The sequence below is a fragment of the Deinococcus aestuarii genome, assembly GCF_018863415.1.
Taxonomy (GTDB): Bacteria; Deinococcota; Deinococci; order Deinococcales; family Deinococcaceae; genus Deinococcus; species Deinococcus aestuarii.
Map to the genome: position 1 here is coordinate 75,941 of NZ_JAHKSN010000008.1, position 17,661 is coordinate 93,601.

Here is a 17,661-nt window from a genome sequence, read left to right on the forward strand (position 1 = left end):
GGTTCCTGCTGCCGGAGCGGGGCTCCTTTGCCGTAGGGGCCGGAAGGTAGGCCGGGCGGGAGAGGGTCAAAAAGGCCGGGTGGTATGCTGGCTCCCGCTCGTTTCGAGGGGGAGGTGCGGCTTATCTCGCAGGAAATCTGGGCCGACGTGCTCGGGTACGTCCGCAAAAACATCACGGAAGTCGAGTACCACACCTGGTTCGCGCCCATGAAGAATCTGGGCGTGCAGGAGGGGTCGCTGGTGCTGGGCGTGCGCAACTCCTTCGCCCAGGACTTCGTGCGAAGGCAGTACCAGGGCCTGCTCGAAGACGCCCTCAGATCGCTCGGCGCCGAGCACCCGCAGGTGAGTTTCCAGGTGCTCCCCGCCGTGCAGGAGGCGATGATCCTCCCGCAGGATCCGCCGCCTCCCCCGCCGTCCGGGCCGCGCAAGCCCCCGCCGGGCGCCCCACCCGCGCCGCCCCCGGGCGAGAACCGCAAGACGCTCAACCCGAAGTACACCTTCGAGAATTTCGTGGTGGGCCCGAACAACAACCTCGCGCACGCGGCGGCGCTCGCGGTCGCGGAGTCGCCCGGCAAGGCGTACAACCCCCTGTTCATCTACGGGGACGTGGGCCTCGGCAAGACGCACCTGATGCACGCGGTGGGGCACTACATGGCCGAGCGTTTTCCCGAAAAACGCATCGAATACGTCTCCACCGAGTCCTTTACCAACGACCTGATCAACGCGATCCGCGACGACCGGATGACCCAGTTCCGCAACCGCTACCGCTCGGTGGACCTGCTGCTCGTGGACGACATCCAGTTCCTGGGGGGCAAGGAGCGCACCCAGGAGGAATTCTTCCACACCTTCAACGCGCTGTACGAGAGCCACAAGCAGATCATCCTGAGTTCGGACCGACCGCCCAAGGACATCGAGACGCTCGCCGGGAGACTGCGCAGCCGCTTCGAGTGGGGCCTGATCACCGACATCCAGACCCCCGAGTTCGAGACGCGCGTGGCGATCTTGAAGATGAACGCCGAGCACAACCGCATCGACATCCCGCAGGAGGTGCTCGAACTCATCGCGCGGCAGGTGACGAGCAACATCCGCGAGCTGGAGGGGGCGCTGATGCGGGTGGTGGCCTTCGCCAGCCTCAACAACGTCCCCTTCTCCCGCCCGGTGGCCGCCCGGGCGCTGAGCAACGTCTTCACGCCGCACGAGGTCAAGATCGAGATGACGGACGTGCTCCGGCAGGTCGCTGTCCACTTCAACCTGCCCCCCGAGGTCATCCGGGGCTCGGGCCGCGTCCGCGAGGTCGTCGTCCCGCGCCAGGTCGCCATGTACCTCACCCGCGAGCTGACCAGCCACTCCCTCCCCGAGATCGGTCAGTTCTTCGGGCGCGACCATTCCACGGTCATGCACGCCGTCTCCAAGGTGACCGAACAGGTCGGCCGGGACGAGGAATTGACTGCCGCCCTCGACACTCTCCGGCGCCAGATCAAAGGTGTGGAAGATGAGGATAAAGATGCGTAATCTCACCTCACCTTCTTCCACAGACAGAAAAAGTTCCAAAATCCGTTCCAAACACCTGTGCCAAGTTTCACGACCTGTGGATAAGGTTGTGGATAACCTGTGGATAAGTGCCATTTTCCTGTGGATAACCCTGTGGAAAAGTCGGCCAGTTATCCACAGGCTCCCGCCCCTGTGGATAAGTCGGGAGTTATCCACAGCTTATCCACAGGTTTCCACAGGCGGCCTGTGGATAACTTTCGCGCGCCCAGCGCGGCCCGAATAGGGTTTTCCACAGTTTCCACAGGCCCTATTACTACTACTACTATCTTTTTCTCTTTTACAGAACAGGTAAAAGAAAAAGAAGACCGACCCAGGACCGGGAAGGGGCAGAGACCAGAAAGATGAGAGCGCACGTCACCAAGAAGACCCTGAGCGAGGGACTCGGCCTGCTGGAACGGGTCGTTCCCAGCCGCAGCAGCAATCCTCTCCTGACCGCCCTGAAGGTGGAGGCCTCCGAGGCGGGGCTGACCCTGAGCGGCACCAACCTCGAAATCGACCTCTCGTGCTTCGTGCCTGCGGAAGTGCAAGACCCGCAGAGCTTCGTGGTCCCCGCGCACCTGTTCGCGCAGATCGTCCGCAATCTGGGGGGCGAACTCGTCGAACTCGAACTGAGCGGCGCCGAACTCGCCGTGCGGGCGGGCGGGTCGGATTTCAAGCTTCAGACCGGGGACCTGGGCGCCTACCCGCCGCTGAGCTTCCCCGCCCACGCGGACGTGAGCCTCGACGCCGCCGAACTCGCCCGGTCGCTCGGCAGCGTGCGCTACGCGGCGAGCAACGAGGCGTTTCAGGCGGTCTTCCGGGGCATCAAGCTGGAGCACCGCGCCTCGGGCGCCCGCGTCGTCGCTTCCGACGGCTACCGGGTCGCCATCCGTGACTTTCCGGCGAGCGGCGACGGGAAGAGCCTGATCGTGCCCGCCCGCAGCGCCGACGAGCTGATCCGCGTGCTCAAGGACGGCGAGGCCCGTTTCACGTACGGCGAGGGGATGCTCAGCGTCACCACCGACCGCGTGCGGATGAACCTCAAGCTCCTCGACGGCGACTTCCCCGACTACGAGCGGGTGATCCCCAAGGACATCAAGCTCCAGGTCACCCTGCCCGCCACCGCCCTGAAGGAGGCCGTGGGCCGCGTGGCGGTGCTGGCCGACAAGAACGCGAACAACCGGGTCGAGTTCCTCGTCACCGAGGGCAAGCTGCGGCTGGCCGCCGAGGGTGACTACGGCCGCGCGCAGGACACCGTGGACGTGGTGCAGGGGGGCCCCGAGCCCGCCATGAGCCTCGCCTTCAACGCCCGGCACGTCCTCGACGCGCTGGGGCCCATCGAGGGGGAGGCCGAACTTCTCTTCTCGGGCTCCACGAGCCCCGCCATCTTCCGCGCGAGCGGGGGGGGCGGGTACATGGCGGTCATCGTCACGCTGCGCGTCTGAGGGGCCAGCCAGGGGCAAGGAGAGGCCTATTTCGCCAGGGGTTCCCCTCCCGCCTGGGCCGCCGGGCGGCGGACGCGCCTTAGACGGATGAAGACACGTCCATCGTGAGCCCGCTTATAGTGTGCCGGGTACACCTAGCGTCCCCGATCCGGTCGGGGGCCCGGGGCTAAGGCGCAGGTCCGACTCTGGGGAGGGAAAGCCATGAACATCGAGAAAGTCATCGCCCGTGAAGTGCTCGACTCGCGCGGGAACCCGACCGTCGAGGCGGAGGTCCACCTCGACAGCGGTTTTTCGGGCCGCGCCATCGTGCCCTCGGGGGCGAGCACGGGGTCGCACGAGGCGCTCGAACTGCGTGACGGCGGCCCGCGCTACGGCGGCAAGGGCGTCCAGAAGGCCGTCCAGAACGTGAACGAGGTCCTGGGGCCCGCCGTGGTCGGCCTCGACGCCTCCGACCAGGGCGCGGTGGACGCCGCGATGCTGGAGCTGGACGGCAGCCCGAACAAGGGCCGCCTCGGCGGCAACGCGATCCTCGCCGTCAGCCTCGCCACCGCCCGAGCCGCCGCGAACGAGCTGGACATCCCCCTCTACCGCTACCTGGGCGGCAGCAACGCCAAGACGCTCCCCGTCCCGATGATGAACGTCATCAACGGCGGCGCCCACGCGGACAACTCGGTGGATTTTCAGGAGTTCATGGTGATGCCCGTCGGCGCGACCTCCTTCCGCGAGGGGTTGCGCTACGGGGCGGAGACCTTCCACGCGCTGAAGAAAGTTCTCAGCGGGCGCGGCTACAACACCAACGTGGGCGACGAGGGCGGCTTCGCGCCCGACCTCAAGAGCAACGAGGAGGCCCTCGAAGTCCTGCTCGAAGCGATCCAGAAAGCCGGGTACGAGCCCGGCAAGGACATCTGCATCGCGCTCGATCCCGCCGTCACGGAACTCTACAAGGACGGCCAGTACCACCTGGAGAGCGAGGGGCGCACCCTCTCGACCGAGGAGATGGTGGACTTCTGGGCCGACTGGGCCGGGCGCTACCCCATCGTCAGCATCGAGGACGGCCTGGCGGAGGACGACTGGGACGGCTGGCGGCTGCTGACCCAGCGCATCGGCGACCGGGTGCAGCTCGTCGGCGACGACCTCTTCGTGACGAATCCCGAGCGGCTGGGGCGCGGCATCGAGACGGGGGTGGGCAACGCCATCTTGGTGAAGGTCAACCAGATCGGCAGCCTCACCGAGTCGATGGACGCCATCGAACTCGCCAAGCGGAGCCGCTACGGCACGATCATCAGCCACCGCTCGGGCGAGTCGGAGGACGCCTTTATCGCCGACCTCGCCGTCGCCACGAACGCCGGGCAGATCAAGACGGGTTCGGCCTCTCGGTCCGACCGCATCGCCAAGTACAACCAACTGCTGCGTATCGAGGACCAGCTCGGCAGCTCGGCGGTGTATCTGGGGCGCCGGGCGCTGAGGTAGAAGCCGTCAGCCGTCAGCGATCAGCGCTCAGGAACGGCTGACGGCTGATCGCTGATTGCTGACCCCCCTTTGGAACCGTTCCCAATACAGAAAGACAGGACTTCTGAGCATGAAACACTTCGACAGGGCAACCAAGATCGTCGCCACCATCGGCCCGGCGAGCCGCAATCCCGAGACGCTGGGGCGGATGATGGACGCGGGGCTGAACGTGGTGCGGATGAACTTCAGCCACGGCGACCCGGAGGACCACCGCCAGACGTACGCGATGGTGCGCGAACTCGCGGCGCAAAAGGGCCTGAGCATCGGCATCCTGCAAGACCTTCAGGGCCCGAAGATCCGGGTGGGCCGCTTCCGGGAGGGGGCCGTGACCCTGGAGCCCGGGCAGACCTTCACGATCACGATGGATGAGGTGGAGGGCGACGCGCAGCGGGTAGGTTCAACCTACAAGGGGCTGGCGCTCGACGTTCACCCCGGCATGGCCCTGCTGCTCGACGACGGAAACCTCGCGCTGCGGGTGACCCAGGTGCGGGGCAACGACATCCAGACGAGCGTCGTGGTCGGGGGCGTCCTGAAAAACAACAAGGGCATCAACGTGCCGCAGGCCGAGCTCGCCGTGCCCGCGCTTTCCGACAAGGACGTGCAGGACATGGAGTTCGGGGCGGGGCTGGGGGTGGACTGGGTGGCGCTGAGCTTCGTGCGCTCGCGCGACGACCTGCTGCTGGCCCGGCATTACCTTGCCCGCTTCGGCTCGCGGGCCAAGCTGATGGCGAAGATCGAGAAGCCGCAGGCGGTGGACCGCTTCGAGGACATCCTGCGCGAGGTGGACGGGATCATGGTGGCGCGCGGCGACCTCGGCGTGGAGATGCGCCCCGAGCAGGTGCCGACGATCCAGAAGCGCCTGATTCGCCTGTGCCGCGAGGCCGGGAAGCCCGTGATCACCGCGACCCAGATGCTGGAGAGCATGATCCAGCTCCCGCGTCCCACCCGCGCCGAGGCGTCGGACGTGGCGAACGCGATCTACGACGGCACCGACGCGGTGATGCTCTCGGCGGAGTCGGCGGCGGGGCAGTACCCGGTCGAGGCGGTCGCCATGATGGACCGGATCGCCCGCGAGGCCGAAGGAAGCGAGCACTACGCCATGCTTCAGCGGCAGGTGGTCGTCGACACCGAACTCGCGCAGGACTCCATCGCCTTCGCGGCGTGTTCCATCGGCGAGAAGCTCGACTCGCCCGTCATCGTGACCTTTACCAGCACGGGCGGCGCCGCGACCCGCATCGCCAAGAACCGCCCGCACCTCGCCATCCTGGCCCTGACCCCCAACGAGCAGACCCGCAACCAGCTCGCCCTCTCGTGGGGCGTGGTGCCCATGCTCAGCGAGGACCCCCACGACACCGACGACATGGTGCGCATCGCCAACGACGAGCTGAAAAAGAGTGGCCTCGCCGATGTCGGCGACCGCTACGTGATCACGGCGGGCGTGCCCTTCGGCGTGCGCGGCACGACCAACATGCTGCGCGTCGAGCGGCTGCGCGAGGAAGACCTCAGCGACCGGGTTTGACCCCGGCCTCGCGGCGACCCCCTGACGAGGAGCTGACCCACCCCCGGCCCACCCCCCCCGTGTGATGGGCCGGTCAGGTTTTTATCCACAGGGCGCGGGCTTTTCCACACTCGGGCTGTGGATAACTTTCGGGCCGGGCCGGGCTGCACGCCGTCCCAGACGTTCTCCACAAGGCCGGGGGTTATCCACAGCGTCCTGTGCATAACTTTCCGGGTTTCGGGAGTTCGTGACCCCTCCGGCGACCGCACAGGAGGGCCGTGAAGGGCCTTCGAACGCGGGGAAGGCTCAGGAACCCGGGACGACCCGCGCGAAGCGGTCCTTGCCCTTCTGGATGACCGCGCCGCCCCCTTCCAGGGTCAGGGTCCCCTGCGGTTCGAGGTACGTCTCGCCGTTGAGCCTCAGCCCCCGGTTCTGGATGAGCTTGCGGGCCGCCCCCAGGCTGGGCTCGAAGCCCGCGAGGACCGCGAGCCGCGCCATGCTGACCTTGCCCTCGGGGTTGAGCTCGGAGGCGGGGACGGTCACGGTGGGGATGTTCTCGGGGATGCCGCCCTTCGCCACCGCCCGGAAGCGGGCCTCGGCGGCGTCGAGGTCTGAGCCCGGGTGCAGCCAGGCCACGACCTCGCGGGCGAGTTCGCGGTGGGCGGCGACCGGGTGTCCGGCGAGGAGTTCGGCGACGCGCTCCTGCGGCAGGTCGGTCAGCAGCGTGAGGTAGTTCTCCAGCAGGGCGTCGGGCACCTTCATCAGCCCGGCGAACATCGCGTGGGGTTCGTCCGTCAGGCCGATGTAGTTGCCCAGGCTCTTGGACATCTTCTCCACGCCGTCGAGGCCCACGAGGAGGGGCAGCGTCATCACGACCTGCGGCTCCTGACCATAGTCGCGTTGCAGGGCGCGGCCCACGAGGTTGTTGAAGAGCTGGTCGGTGCCGCCGAGTTCCACGTCCGCGTGCAGCGCCACCGAGTCATAGCCCTGGGTGAGCGGGTAGAGGAGTTCGTGCATGGAGATGGGCGTGCCCGCGTTCAGGCGCCGTGAGAAGTCGTCGCGCTCCAGAATGCGGGCGACGGTGTAGCGGCTGGCGAGGCGGATCACGTCGGCGTAGCCCATCGGCTCCAGCCACTCGCCGTTGTAGCGAATCTCCAGCACCTCGGGGTCACCCCGCAAGACCAGCCTGCACTGGTCGAGGTAACTCTGGGCGTTGGCGCGGGTCTCCTCCAGCGTCAGCGGCGGGCGCGTCTTGGACTTGCCGCTGGGGTCGCCAATCATCGCGGTGAAGTCGCCGATCAGCATGATCACCCGGTGCCCGAGGTCCTGAAACTGCCGCATCTTGCGCAGGATGACCGCGTGCCCGAGGTGCAGGTCGGGCCGCGTGGGGTCGGCGCCGAGCTTGACGCGCAGCGGCTCGCCCGTCTCCAGGCTGCGCTCCAGCTTGCGGCGCAGGTCGTCCTCCGTCACGAGGTCATGGGCGCCGCGCCTGAGAATCTGAAGTTGCTCGTCTACGGGGAGGGTTCGGCGAATTTCACTCATGGTCACTCCACAACAGGGAGGCGGCGCACCGGACTCTTTGCCGTGCGCCGCCTCTGGCTCGGATTTCGGGCTGTGCCTGACCCTCACCCCACCGTGCGGCGGGGCGGATAGGAACGTCGGGTCAGGCGCCTCATGCCCGGCAGTCTAGCAACGAATTCCCATTCCCGGGGGCCGGGTCCTCTACCCTGCCCGTGTGAAGACGATCCACGAGCTGCGCGCCACCTTCCCCCGCCCGGGCCGGGTGGAGTGGGTCGGACTGCGCGAGGCGCGGCGGGCTCCCGTGCGAAGTGTGCCGGAGGCCGAGGCGCACCCCCTCGTCGGCCTCCTTGGCGACCACGGGAAGACGCTGCCCGCCCGCGTCCCGGCGCTCGTCGGAGAACCGGGGGAGGTCACGCGGGCCGCGACGCCCGCCCAGCCCATCCCCGGCGGCCCCGGACGGCGGCAGGTCACCCTCCTCCAGGCCGAGCACCTGCCCGTGATCGCGGCGCTCGCGGGGCTGGAGGAAGCCACCCCCGAGATGTTGCGCCGGAACCTGCTCGTCTCGGGCATTCCCCTCCTCGCGCTCAAGGAGGCTCGCCTCCAGATCGGGGAGGTCGTGCTGGAGACGACGGGGGAGTGCCACCCCTGCTCGCGGATGGAGGAGACGCTGGGACCGGGCGGGTACAACGCGGTGCGCGGGCACGGGGGCCTGACGGCGCGGGTGCTGCGGGGCGGCGTGATCCGGGTGGGCGACGGGGTGCGGCCCCTCCCGTGAGCCCCTATCCTGGGCGGGTGACCTCGCCCTCCTCCCGCCCGCCCCGTTCGCGGACGCTCGCCCGCGCCTTCGGGTTCACGCGGTTGATCGTGGAGCTGGGGGTGTTCAGCTCCTTCGCCTTCAGCCTGGCTCTCTTCGTCGCGGCCATCGTGCAGGCCTACCACACCATCGGGGACGCCTTCCGGCACCTGGGGGAGGAGGGGACGACCAAGCATCTCCTGATCGCCGCCGTCGAGCAGACCGACACGCTGCTGGTGGGGATGGCCCTCCTGATCATCAGCCTGGGCCTCCAGGCCCTCTTCATCGGAGAGGTGCGCAACGTGCCCGCGTGGCTGCACGTCCAGACCTTCGACGACCTGAAGCAGAAGCTCATCGGCATCGTGATCACGGCGCTGGGAGTCAACTTCTTCTCGGTGGCGCTGGAGTGGCACAGCGGCCCGGACATCCTGAGCTACGGGGCCGCCATCGCCGCCGTCATCCTCGCGGTGGGGACGTACAGCCTCGTGCTCGCGCGCCAGGGCGCGGGGCAAGACAGCCTGCCCGCGCACGGGGAGGCGGATGCCGGCCCCCACCCTTGACCCCCGGCTGGAGGCGGTGCTCGCGCTCATCGGGGCACAGACGCACGCGGACATCGGCTCGGATCACGCCCACCTCCCCATCCGCCTGATCCGGGAGGGACGGGCCCGGCGCTGCGTGGTCGTCGAACTCAACCCCGGCCCCCTCGCCCTCGCGCGGCGCAACGTGGCCCGCGCCCGGCTGGAAGACCGGATTGAGGTCCGGCACGGCGACGGTTTTGCCCCCCTCCTCCCCGGCGAGGTCGTCAGCGCCAGCGTGAGCGGGATGGGTGCGGGCACGGCCCTCGGCATCCTGCGCCGGGCGGGGAAGCACGTACCGCCCACGCTCGTGCTGCAACCGAACGACTCCGCCCGCCCCCTGCGCGTGTGGGCGCGGGAGCAGGGCTACCACCTCGCCGCCGAGCGCCTGATTCCCGGCTACTGGCCCTACCCGGTGCTGCGGCTGGAACGCCGGGACGGCCCCGACCCGGCCTATGCGGGCCTGCCAGAGCCAGCCGCCCTCCGTTACGGCCCCCACCTCCTGCACGAGAGGCCGGAGGTGCTCCTGCGTCTGGTGCGCGCCGACGTGGCCCGGTTGACACCCCTCGCCGCACCGGGCCGCACGGCCCAGGTCGAGCTGGAGGAAGCCCGTGCAGCCCTGGCCGTGCTGGAGGGGCAATAAAAAAGCCGCCTCTCGGGCGGTGATGGAAAGAAGATAGCGTCGTATGCACGGCGTGTCAACTCTATGCGCCGGGTGTGGCGGCCATCCCCCCACCCCTCCCGGCAGTTGCGCCCTCAGCGTTCCCGATGCTCCCCGGTGCCTTCCTCCAGCCCCGCCAGCGCCCGGCGAAACACGTTGAGAGTGCCCTCCCCGTGCAGGACGAGGCGCGCGGTCAGCTCGGGGTGGCGGGCGAGTTCGTCGCGCAGGGTGCGCAGGGTCACCCGCGCGGCCTCCTCCAGGGGGTAGCCGTAGACGCCCGTGCTGATGGCGGGGAAGGCGACCGACGTGCAGCCCTGCTCCACCGCCAGGCGCACGCTCTGGCGGTAGGCGCCCGCCAGCAGCTCGGCCTCACCCTGTCCGCCGCCGCGCCAGATCGGGCCGACCGCGTGGATCACGAAGCGCACGCCCTGCCGCTCCAGACCGAAGGCGGGTGTGATCACCGCCGTGCCTGTGGGCGTGCCCCCGATCCGCCGGATGGCCCGCAGCAGTTCGGGCCCGGCGGCCCGGTGGATCACGCCGTCCACGCCCCCGCCGCCCGCGAGTTCCTTGTTGGCGGCGGTCACGACCACGCACGTCCGCTCCCGCCCGATATCCCCCTGCACGAGTTCCAGACCCATACGGGCAGGATAGGTCAGGTGTTCACCACACGGCTGAGGTCCCCGTCCGTGAGGGCCGTGCTGCGCACCGTCTCGGCGAGGCGCGCGGCGGCGTGGTCTTCCGGCGTCCATTCCCCCTCGGGAAGCTGGCGGGCGCGCTCGGCCCGCTGGACGGCGTGGAGTTCGGCGACGGCGCGGCCCAGGTCGTCGTTCACGATGACGTAGCGAAAGGCGTGGGCGTGGGTGATCTCGTCACGGGCACGGGCAAGGCGTTTCTCGATTCGCTCGGGCGTTTCGGTCGCGCGGCCCACCAGACGGCGGCGCAGCTCGGTGAGGCTGGGCGGCATGATGAAGACGAGGATTGCCCCGTCACCCATGCGCTCCCTGACCTGCATCGCGCCCTCGACCTCGATCTCCAGCACCACGTCCTGACCGCGTGAGAGCGCCGCCTCGATGGGCTCTATGGGGGTGCCGTAGTGGTTGCCGACGAACTGCGCGTGCTCCAGAAAGCCGCCGTGACGCACCTTGTCGAGAAAGACCTCGGGGGTCACGAACACGTAGTCCACCCCGTCGCGCTCGCCGGGCCGGGCCTCGCGGGTGGTCCAGGAGGTCGAGTAGAACACGTCCTGCCCGGCGAGCCAGCGCTCTCTGAGGGTGCCCTTGCCCACCCCCGAAGCGCCCGTGATCACGAGGAGCAGCCCGCGCCGGAGCGCGGGGGAGGGGGCGTCGGGTTGGGGGGCGGTCCCTTGCGGAGCGGACATCATCGCCCCCCAGCATACGGGGCGGCGGCGAGGCGGCAAAAGGGGGCCGGGGTGAACGCGGCTCCCGGCCCACCCGTGCTGGCCCTAGGCCGACTTCTTGCGTCTGCTGGTGCTTCCGCTGGGGCGCGTGCCCGCCACGGCTTTCGCGCGGCTCTTGCCCAGGGTCTGCCCCTTTTCGAAGCTGGCCTGCATCCGCTTGCGGGTGTCGGCGGCAAGCTCCTTGAAGTCGAGCTGACCCGACTCGATGGCCTCCAGGCTGGGCTTCACGGTGCCCGCGCGGCGGGTGGCACCGAGGTCTTTGTTCGTCTGCTCGAACCACTTCTCGAAGTCGGGCGTGACCTCGAACAGCATCTCCTTGGTCTCGCGCTGGTAGGTGCCCTCGCCGCCCCGGCGGCTGAACTGCTTGGGGAGCGTGAAGCGCTCGGGCAGATAGGTCGCCTCGAATTGTCCCTCGCGCACCGCCTCCCGGAACAGCTTGAGAAAGGCGTCGCTGCGTTGAACATTGTCGAGTTCGTGCATCTGCTCGCTGAGTTTCTTGTAGGCCACGTTCTTACCCCCTTGTCGGATTATGAGGGGAAGAGGCCGGGTTGTAAAGGCAAAGAGCGCCGACTCTCTTAAAGACAACCTCAAGTTCGACCAAACACCAAAGGATGCCGGGCGAGGGGCGGTTCACAGCGAGACGGTCAGAAAGTCGCTGTCCGGCCCGTAAGGAAAGGGAACGTTCCAGACGCTCCCTTGTTTCTGTGGCTTGCGGCCGGTCAAGAGAAATCTCTCCTCGCACGCCAGGCAGGAGCGGAGGTTTTGTGCGGCCCTCTCCCCCTAGACGGCCTCCTCCAGGCCCAGGTCGGGCCGTCGGCTTTTGCTTCGACCCGCAAGAGGAAAGACCCTTTGCGAAGACGCAGAGGGCATTTTCCGTGGGGGCGTTGGCAGATCGCCTGCTCGGTCATAGGCCCGAATTCAGGCCGTGTTCTGCTGGGTCGCCTGTATCGCCGTGAGGGCAATCGTGTACACGATGTCGTCCACCAGCGCCCCGCGCGAGAGGTCGTTGACGGGCTTGCGCAGGCCCTGAAGCATCGGCCCGACGGCGACGACGCCCGCCGAGCGCTGCACGGCCTTGTACGTGGTGTTGCCGGTGTTGAGGTCGGGGAAGATGAACACGGTCGCCCGGCCCGCGACGGGGCTGTTCGGGGCCTTCTGGCGGCCCACGCTGAGGACCGAGGCGGCGTCGTACTGGAGGGGACCGTCTACCGGAAGGTCGGGGCGCCGTTCGCGCACGAGCCCGGTCGCGGTCTTAACCTTCTCCACGTCCTCGCCCGCGCCGCTCTCGCCCGTCGAGTAGCTCAGCATGGCGATCCGCGGCGTGATCCCGAAGGCCTTTGCACTGTCTGCCGACTGGATGGCGATGTCGGCGAGTTCCTCCGCGTTCGGGTTGGGGTTGATCGCCGCGTCGCCGTACACGAGGACCTGCTCGGGCATCAGCATGAAAAAGATCGAGGAGACGAGCGCCGCGCCCGGTGCCGTCTTGATGAGCTGGAGGGCGGGCCGCACCGTGTTCGCGGTCGTGTGGACCGCCCCCGACACCAGCCCGTCCACCTCGCCGAGCGCGAGCATCATCGTGCCCAGGACCACCGTGTCCTCCAGTTGCGCCTCCGCCTGGGGGGCGGTCAGGCCCTTGCTCCTCCGGAGTTCGACCATCGGCTCGACGTAGCGCGAGCGGATGGCGTCGGGGTCGAGGAGTTCCAGGCCGTCGGGCAGGGTGAGGCCCTGGCCCTCCGCGACCTGCCGCACCCGGTCGGGCTTGGCGAGCAGAACCGGGCGCGCGATGCCCTTCTCCACGCAGCGGACGGCGGCGCGGACGGTGCGCGGCTCGTCGCCTTCGGGGAGGACGATGCGTTTGTTCGCCGCGCGGGCCTTCTGGATCAGCTCGTAGCGGAAGGCGCTGGGGGGCAATCGGCGCTCGCCCTGCGCGTCGGGCGCGCGCAGGCGGGTGCCCAGCGGCACGGTGTCGAGGCGGTCGGCGATGAAGTCGAGGATGCGCTCCATGCGCTCCAGGTCGTCGTGCGGGACGCGCGGGTCCATCCGCGAGAGGCGCGAGGCCGTCTCGTAGGAGTTCGTCGCGGTCCGCAGCACGGGCAGGGTGCTCGTCAGGGCGGCGCGGGAGAGCCGCTCGATGGACTCCTCGGGGCTGCTGCCCGACGTGAAGAGCAGCCCGGCCAGCGGGACCCCGCTGAGGTGGGCGAGCGCCGCCGCCATCACCACGTCCTCACGGTCGCCGGGCGTGACGACGAGGGCGCCGGGCCCGAACAGGTGCGCCATGCGCGGCACCGTGCGCGCGGTGACGACGGTGCTCGTGACGCGGCGCAGGGTGGCCTCACCCTCGTTGACGACCTCGGCCCCCAGGTGCCGGGCCACGTCGAGGGTGCGCGGGGCACTGAGGGACGGCGACTGGGCCACCACGCCGAGGAGGGGCAGCTCGCCCCCGGCCAGGACCCGGCTCCTCGTCCGCAGCTCCGCGAGCAGGCCGCCGAAGTCGAGCTCTCTCGGCGCGAAGTTCAGCACGTACCCGGCGAGGCCCGAGCCGTCCGAGCGGCGGTAGGCCTGGGCGGAGATCTCCAGCTCGTCGGCGAGCGCGGCGGGCTCCACCCCGGCGAGGCTGGAGACGAGCACCACGTCGGCCTCCAGGTTGCGCGCGAGGCTGGCGTTCAGCGCCCCCGCGTACACGTTGCGCTCGTTCAGCGCCAGCCCCTCGGCCACGAGCACGTCCGCCCCGCCCGTCACCCCCGCCGCCGCCTGCCGGGAGAGGGCGATCACGCTCTCCATCAGGTCCTCCTCGCCGCCCTGGCTGAGCTGCTCCTCCGCGTCCCCGAGGGGGATGGGGTCGGGGGCCGCCGCGTGGGCGAGGGTGCGGGCGAAATGAACCGAGTCGTCCGTCGTGGTCTCGTGCGTCTGCGCGATGGGCTTGAGGAAGGCGACCTTGAGGCCTTGCCGTTCCAGGGCGCGGACGAGGCCGAGCGCGGTGCTCGTCAGGCCGACGCCGTTGCGGGTGGGGGCGACGAAGAGGGTTTTCATAGGGTGGCTCCTTGCAGAATCCGGGCCGTCTCGCGGGCGATCATGAGTTCCTCGTTCGTGTTCACGACGAGGGCGGGCACGCTTTCCGGCGTGGTAATGGGGCCCGACTGTCCGCGCACCGCCCCGGCATTCGCCGCCCCGTCCACCTCGAAGCCGAGCAGACCCAGCTGGGCGAGGGTCGCCGCCCGCACGGTCGCGCTGTTCTCGCCGATCCCGCCCGTGAACACCAGGCCGTCCAGCCGCCCCAGCGCCACCGCCATCCCCGCGACCGTCTTCGCCAGCCGGTAGACGAACACGTCCACGGCGAGCCTCGCGCCCGCGTGCCCGCGCGAGGCGGCCTCCTCCAGCTCGCGCATGTCGTTCGTGAGGGTGGAGAGGCCCAGCAGCCCGCTCTCCTTGTTCAGCGCCGAGGTGATCTCGCCCAGGCTCAGGCCCGCCTGCCGGGCGAGGAAGTCGTGGAGGCCGGGGTCCACGTCGCCGCTGCGGGTGCCCATGATGACGCCCTCCAGCGGGGTGAGGCCCATGCTGGTGTCCACGCTGCGCCCGCCCCGCACGGCGGCCACGCTGCACCCGTTCCCGAGGTGGGCGGTGACGAGGTTCACGTCCGCGAGGTCGCGGCCCAGCATCCGCGCCGCCTCGCCCGCGACGTAGGCGTGGCTCGTGCCGTGGAAGCCGTAACGGCGGACGCCGTGCTGGGTGTACCAGACCTCCGGCACGGCGTAGCGGTAGGCGACCTCGGGCATGGTCTGGTGGAAGGCCGTGTCGAATACCGCGACGTGGGGCAGGTCCGGGAAGGCCGCCCGCGCCGCCTCGATGCCCGCCAGGTTCGCCGGGTTGTGCAGCGGCGCGAGGGGCACGCAGGCCCGGATCGCCTCGATGACCTCGGGCGTGATGAGGGCCGGGGCGCTGAAGCGCTCGCCGCCGTGGACGACCCGGTGCCCGACCGCACCCACGTCGCCGCGCATCCCGAGTGCGTCCAGTTCACCCAGCAGCACGCCGAACGCCTCCGGGTAGGAGCCGCCGGGCAGGGGGTGGGTCACCCGCTCGCCGCCCCGGTCCACCCGCACCGACGCCGAGCCCGAGCCCAGCCGCTCGGCGAGGCCGGAGAGCCGCACCTCGCCGGGGGCGGGGTCGAGGAGGGCGAACTTGACGCTGCTCGACCCACAGTTGAGTACCAAGGTCCACATGGGGGCATTCTCACCCACCGGGGCGGGGCTTCAGGGGGAGGCACCCGGAGACGGGGGTTGAGGGAAGGTTAGGACTTGCCGAAGTCTCCTCAGCGGACCCGCGTCGCCCGCCTCACCCCCGGCTCGCCCGCCACATGCTCCAGGCGCAGGACCGGGGCGTCCGGGTAGTCGGCGTACAGCCCCTCACCCCACTCGATCACGCTCAGTCGGCTCCCCGCGATCAGGTCTTCGAGGTCCATCTCGTACAGCTCTCCGGGGTCGCGTACCCGGTAGGCGTCCACATGAAGCACCCGGCCCGCCGGGGTGGGGTAGGGGTGCATCAGGGCGTAGGTGGGGCTGGTCACCGGGTCCGCGAAGCCCAGCGCCGCCACCAGCCCGCCCGTCAGGGTGGTCTTGCCCGCCCCGAGTTCGCCCTCCAGAAAGAGCACTGCGCCGGGGGGCAGGGCGCGGGCGAGCGCGGCGCCGAGGGCGCGTTGTTCATCCGCGCCGCGCAGCAGCCGCACCTCGCCGGGCCGGAGGGGAAGGGGAGGGGTCACGCCCCCGAGTAAAGCAGACGGGAGGGCAGGAAGGTCAGCCGCGTGTGCCCGTGAGCCAGGACCCGGCCTGGGGACCCAGGGCCGCCGCGTCCGCGCCCCGCGCGATGCGCCACGAGCCGTCGGGCAGGCGGGCGCACGCCCACACGCCCCGGTCGTCCTCGAACTGCGCCTGCCGGATGCCGAGAAAGGCCGCCTGGGCGAGCAGGGCCGCGATGCCCTGGGCGGCGGGTTCGTGCGGTCCCTCCGTGAGCAGGCCGTCCTGGGCGGTCCAGGTTTCCCCGGCGGCTTCCCGGCTGACGGCTGACGGCTGAAAGCTCGGCGCATCCGGGGCTGTCTCACCCCCCAGCGCCCCGAGGTCGAAGACCCCCAGAAGGTCACTCAGCGCGTCCGCGCCGAAGGTCGCCGTGACCTCCTGGGCGGCGCGGTATTCGGCGTGGGCCTCGTGGAGCAGGGCCTCGGCCTCCTCCAGGGTCTGGGCGTAGCGGCCCCGGGCGTCTTGCGACATCGGCCCCAGGCGGCGCTGGGCGCGCAGGGTGTCGGCGAGGCGCCCGAGGCGCTGGGTAGTCTCGCCCGCCAGCCCGCGCACGGTGTCGTACTCGCGGATCACGAAGTCGGCGCGGGCATCGAAGTCCTCGCGCTGCCGGGCGGCCTCGCCCATGCGGCGCTCCAGAATAGCCCACAGCGGCGCGGCGTCCACCCGCTCGCCCCGCGCCAGCGCCTCGCGGGCGGCGGCGAGCCCCGGGGCGAGGTCGGCGGCGGCGCCCGGCACGTCGCGGGCGGCGCGCTCGACCTCGGCGAGTTCGCGCCCGGCGGCGAGCAGGTGCTCGGCGTCCCCGGGCGTGGCCTCCAGCGCCCCCAGGGCGGCGCGCAGGTCGCGCAGCTCGTCGCCCGCGAGGCCGCCCCCGTCCAGCGTGAGCCGGGCCACGTCGAGGGCCACCCGCGCCTCGCGCAGGGCGGGGCTCCCGGGCAGGGCTTCGAGGCGTTGTTCGATCCCGGCGAGTTCGGCGCTCTGGGCGGCGCGGGCCTCGTCGCGGGCGGCTTCCAGGCTCGCGCGCCAGGCGAGGGCGGCCTCCGCACCCAGCGACCCGGCCCCGTGTGCCCCCCGCAGGGCGCCCCCGTGTTCCTCCAGGTCCGGGCGGGCGCGCAGCAGCGCCGCGAACTCGCGGGTCAGGTCGGCGAGGAGCCTCCCGGCGTGCTCCTGTTCCAGGGCGAGCATCCGGGCGTGCGCCTCGGGATCGGGGGTGCCCGGCCCGGCCACCGGCTGCACCAGGGATGATTCGAGCAGCTTGCGCAGGTTGAAGGTGATCGTGCGCGCCCGCTCGACCTCGGCGGGGAGGAGGGTGCCCTGCCCCTGGGCCTCGCCAATCTGGGTGATCAGGTTCTCCAGGCGCCGCACGTCCTTGCCGCCCATGCCCTGCACCCGCGCGAAGGCGGCGCGCAGCTCCGCGAGGTCTTGCGCCTGGGTGACGAGCCCTTCTTCCAGGCGGCGCTCCATCAGGGCGATCAGGTCCTGGCCCTCACGCGCGAGGGCGGCCGCGTCCCGACCGGCGTCCTCCTCCTGGCGGGCGACGCCCAGGACGCCCCGCAGCCGCTGGGTCTCGGGCCAGTCGAAGTACAGCGAGAATCGGCGCACGCCCTCCTCCAGCGCTGTGAGATCGCTGCCGGGGAGGGGTGGGGGAGCGCCCTCGCTCGCCGCCCGGTGCAGCTCGGCGATCACCTCCGACACCCGCCGCTTGGCGAGGGGCGCGGGCACGCTGAGCTGGAGGCGTTTGAACACCTCGCGCTTGAGGATGTCCTCCAGGGCGGCGGCGTCGAGCCCCGCCGGGCTCAGCCCGCGGGCCTGCGCCGCGTCCCCCACGATGCGTTCGAGTGCCCGGGGTGAGACGAGGTCGCCGAGCAGCCGCGCGGGCAACCGGGCGAGGGCCGTATCCACGGTCACACGCGGCTCCGGGCGTCACG

15 protein-coding genes are annotated in these 17,661 nt (G+C 70.3%); 7 read left to right on the forward strand and 8 right to left on the reverse strand.

Going from position 1 to position 17,661, the window contains the following annotated elements; translation table 11 throughout:
- The first annotated feature begins 84 nt into the window (after nucleotides 1–84).
- From dnaA to pyk, 4 genes are all read left to right on the forward strand, one after another.
- The gene (gene dnaA, locus IC605_RS11740) at nucleotides 85–1,512 is read left to right on the forward strand and encodes a chromosomal replication initiator protein DnaA (RefSeq protein ID WP_216323799.1); all 1,428 of its coding nucleotides are present in this window, start codon (nucleotides 85–87) and stop codon (nucleotides 1,510–1,512) included.
- Between the two features lie 380 nt (nucleotides 1,513–1,892).
- On the forward strand, nucleotides 1,893–2,975 hold the full coding sequence (dnaN, locus tag IC605_RS11745; RefSeq protein ID WP_216323802.1) for a DNA polymerase III subunit beta: 1,083 nt from the start codon (nucleotides 1,893–1,895) through the stop codon (nucleotides 2,973–2,975).
- Between the two features lie 201 nt (nucleotides 2,976–3,176).
- Nucleotides 3,177–4,445, forward strand: coding sequence for a phosphopyruvate hydratase (eno, locus tag IC605_RS11750; RefSeq protein ID WP_216323805.1), 1,269 nt, complete (start codon nucleotides 3,177–3,179; stop codon nucleotides 4,443–4,445).
- A gap of 109 nt (nucleotides 4,446–4,554) precedes the next feature.
- The gene (gene pyk, locus IC605_RS11755; protein WP_216323808.1) at nucleotides 4,555–6,003 is read left to right on the forward strand and encodes a pyruvate kinase; all 1,449 of its coding nucleotides are present in this window, start codon (nucleotides 4,555–4,557) and stop codon (nucleotides 6,001–6,003) included.
- Nucleotides 6,004–6,288: 285 nt separating this feature from the next.
- Here the strand turns inward: pyk and tyrS are convergent, their stop codons facing one another.
- Entirely contained in the window at nucleotides 6,289–7,524 is a 1,236-nt protein-coding gene (gene tyrS / locus IC605_RS11760; protein WP_216323811.1) for a tyrosine--tRNA ligase, read from the reverse strand.
- A 193-nt stretch (nucleotides 7,525–7,717) separates the two neighbouring features.
- On the opposite strand from tyrS, the gene IC605_RS11765 reads away from it, so the two are divergent.
- Genes IC605_RS11765 through IC605_RS11775 form a run of 3 tightly spaced genes read left to right on the forward strand, consistent with a single transcriptional unit; the run spans nucleotide 7,718 to nucleotide 9,514 of the window.
- Complete coding sequence (locus IC605_RS11765; protein ID WP_216323814.1) at nucleotides 7,718–8,278, forward strand: MOSC domain-containing protein; 561 nt, start codon at nucleotides 7,718–7,720, stop codon at nucleotides 8,276–8,278.
- A gap of 17 nt (nucleotides 8,279–8,295) precedes the next feature.
- Nucleotides 8,296–8,856, forward strand: coding sequence for a YqhA family protein (locus IC605_RS11770; RefSeq protein WP_216323818.1), 561 nt, complete (start codon nucleotides 8,296–8,298; stop codon nucleotides 8,854–8,856).
- Nucleotides 8,837–9,514: a tRNA (adenine(22)-N(1))-methyltransferase TrmK gene (locus IC605_RS11775; RefSeq protein ID WP_216323821.1), complete on the forward strand. Its 678-nt coding sequence runs from the start codon at nucleotides 8,837–8,839 to the stop codon at nucleotides 9,512–9,514. Before IC605_RS11770 ends, IC605_RS11775 begins: the two co-directional genes overlap by 20 nt.
- Before the next feature lie 113 nt (nucleotides 9,515–9,627).
- Here IC605_RS11775 and IC605_RS11780 read toward each other — a convergent pair whose 3' ends face one another.
- The 7 genes from IC605_RS11780 to IC605_RS11810 all read right to left on the reverse strand — a co-directional run bounded on the left by IC605_RS11780 (nucleotide 9,628) and on the right by IC605_RS11810 (nucleotide 17,641).
- On the reverse strand, nucleotides 9,628–10,170 hold the full coding sequence (locus IC605_RS11780) for a macro domain-containing protein (protein ID WP_216323824.1): 543 nt from the start codon (nucleotides 10,168–10,170) through the stop codon (nucleotides 9,628–9,630).
- A 14-nt stretch (nucleotides 10,171–10,184) separates the two neighbouring features.
- Complete coding sequence (gmk, locus tag IC605_RS11785; RefSeq protein ID WP_246580732.1) at nucleotides 10,185–10,910, reverse strand: guanylate kinase; 726 nt, start codon at nucleotides 10,908–10,910, stop codon at nucleotides 10,185–10,187.
- Nucleotides 10,911–10,994: 84 nt separating this feature from the next.
- On the reverse strand, nucleotides 10,995–11,456 hold the full coding sequence (locus IC605_RS11790; protein ID WP_216323830.1) for a hypothetical protein: 462 nt from the start codon (nucleotides 11,454–11,456) through the stop codon (nucleotides 10,995–10,997).
- 411 nt (nucleotides 11,457–11,867) lie between these two features.
- Entirely contained in the window at nucleotides 11,868–13,979 is a 2,112-nt protein-coding gene (gene pta / locus IC605_RS11795; RefSeq protein WP_216323833.1) for a phosphate acetyltransferase, read from the reverse strand.
- Nucleotides 13,976–15,166, reverse strand: coding sequence for an acetate kinase (locus tag IC605_RS11800; protein ID WP_216323836.1), 1,191 nt, complete (start codon nucleotides 15,164–15,166; stop codon nucleotides 13,976–13,978). The genes pta and IC605_RS11800 overlap by 4 nt, the downstream gene beginning before the upstream one ends.
- Nucleotides 15,167–15,255: 89 nt before the next feature.
- Nucleotides 15,256–15,702, reverse strand: coding sequence for a tRNA (adenosine(37)-N6)-threonylcarbamoyltransferase complex ATPase subunit type 1 TsaE (gene tsaE / locus IC605_RS11805; RefSeq protein ID WP_343216589.1), 447 nt, complete (start codon nucleotides 15,700–15,702; stop codon nucleotides 15,256–15,258).
- Between the two features lie 34 nt (nucleotides 15,703–15,736).
- A complete protein-coding gene (locus IC605_RS11810; protein ID WP_343216590.1) occupies nucleotides 15,737–17,641 on the reverse strand; it encodes a coiled-coil domain-containing protein in 1,905 nt (634 codons plus the stop codon).
- Between the last annotated feature and the right edge of the window lie 20 nt (nucleotides 17,642–17,661).

Bases quoted from the DNA above. Each gene is read 5' to 3' on its own strand.
- dnaA (WP_216323799.1), top strand. From the start codon at position 85: ATGCTGGCTCCCGCTCGTTTCGAGGGGGAGGTGCGGCTTATCTCGCAG.
- dnaN (WP_216323802.1), top strand. From the start codon at position 1,893: ATGAGAGCGCACGTCACCAAGAAGACCCTGAGCGAGGGACTCGGCCTG.
- eno (WP_216323805.1), top strand. From the start codon at position 3,177: ATGAACATCGAGAAAGTCATCGCCCGTGAAGTGCTCGACTCGCGCGGG.
- pyk (WP_216323808.1), top strand. From the start codon at position 4,555: ATGAAACACTTCGACAGGGCAACCAAGATCGTCGCCACCATCGGCCCG.
- tyrS (WP_216323811.1), bottom strand. From the start codon at position 7,524: ATGAGTGAAATTCGCCGAACCCTCCCCGTAGACGAGCAACTTCAGATT.
- IC605_RS11775 (WP_216323821.1), top strand. From the start codon at position 8,837: ATGCCGGCCCCCACCCTTGACCCCCGGCTGGAGGCGGTGCTCGCGCTC.
- IC605_RS11780 (WP_216323824.1), bottom strand. From the start codon at position 10,170: ATGGGTCTGGAACTCGTGCAGGGGGATATCGGGCGGGAGCGGACGTGC.
- gmk (WP_246580732.1), bottom strand. From the start codon at position 10,910: ATGTCCGCTCCGCAAGGGACCGCCCCCCAACCCGACGCCCCCTCCCCC.
- pta (WP_216323833.1), bottom strand. From the start codon at position 13,979: ATGAAAACCCTCTTCGTCGCCCCCACCCGCAACGGCGTCGGCCTGACG.
- IC605_RS11800 (WP_216323836.1), bottom strand. From the start codon at position 15,166: ATGTGGACCTTGGTACTCAACTGTGGGTCGAGCAGCGTCAAGTTCGCC.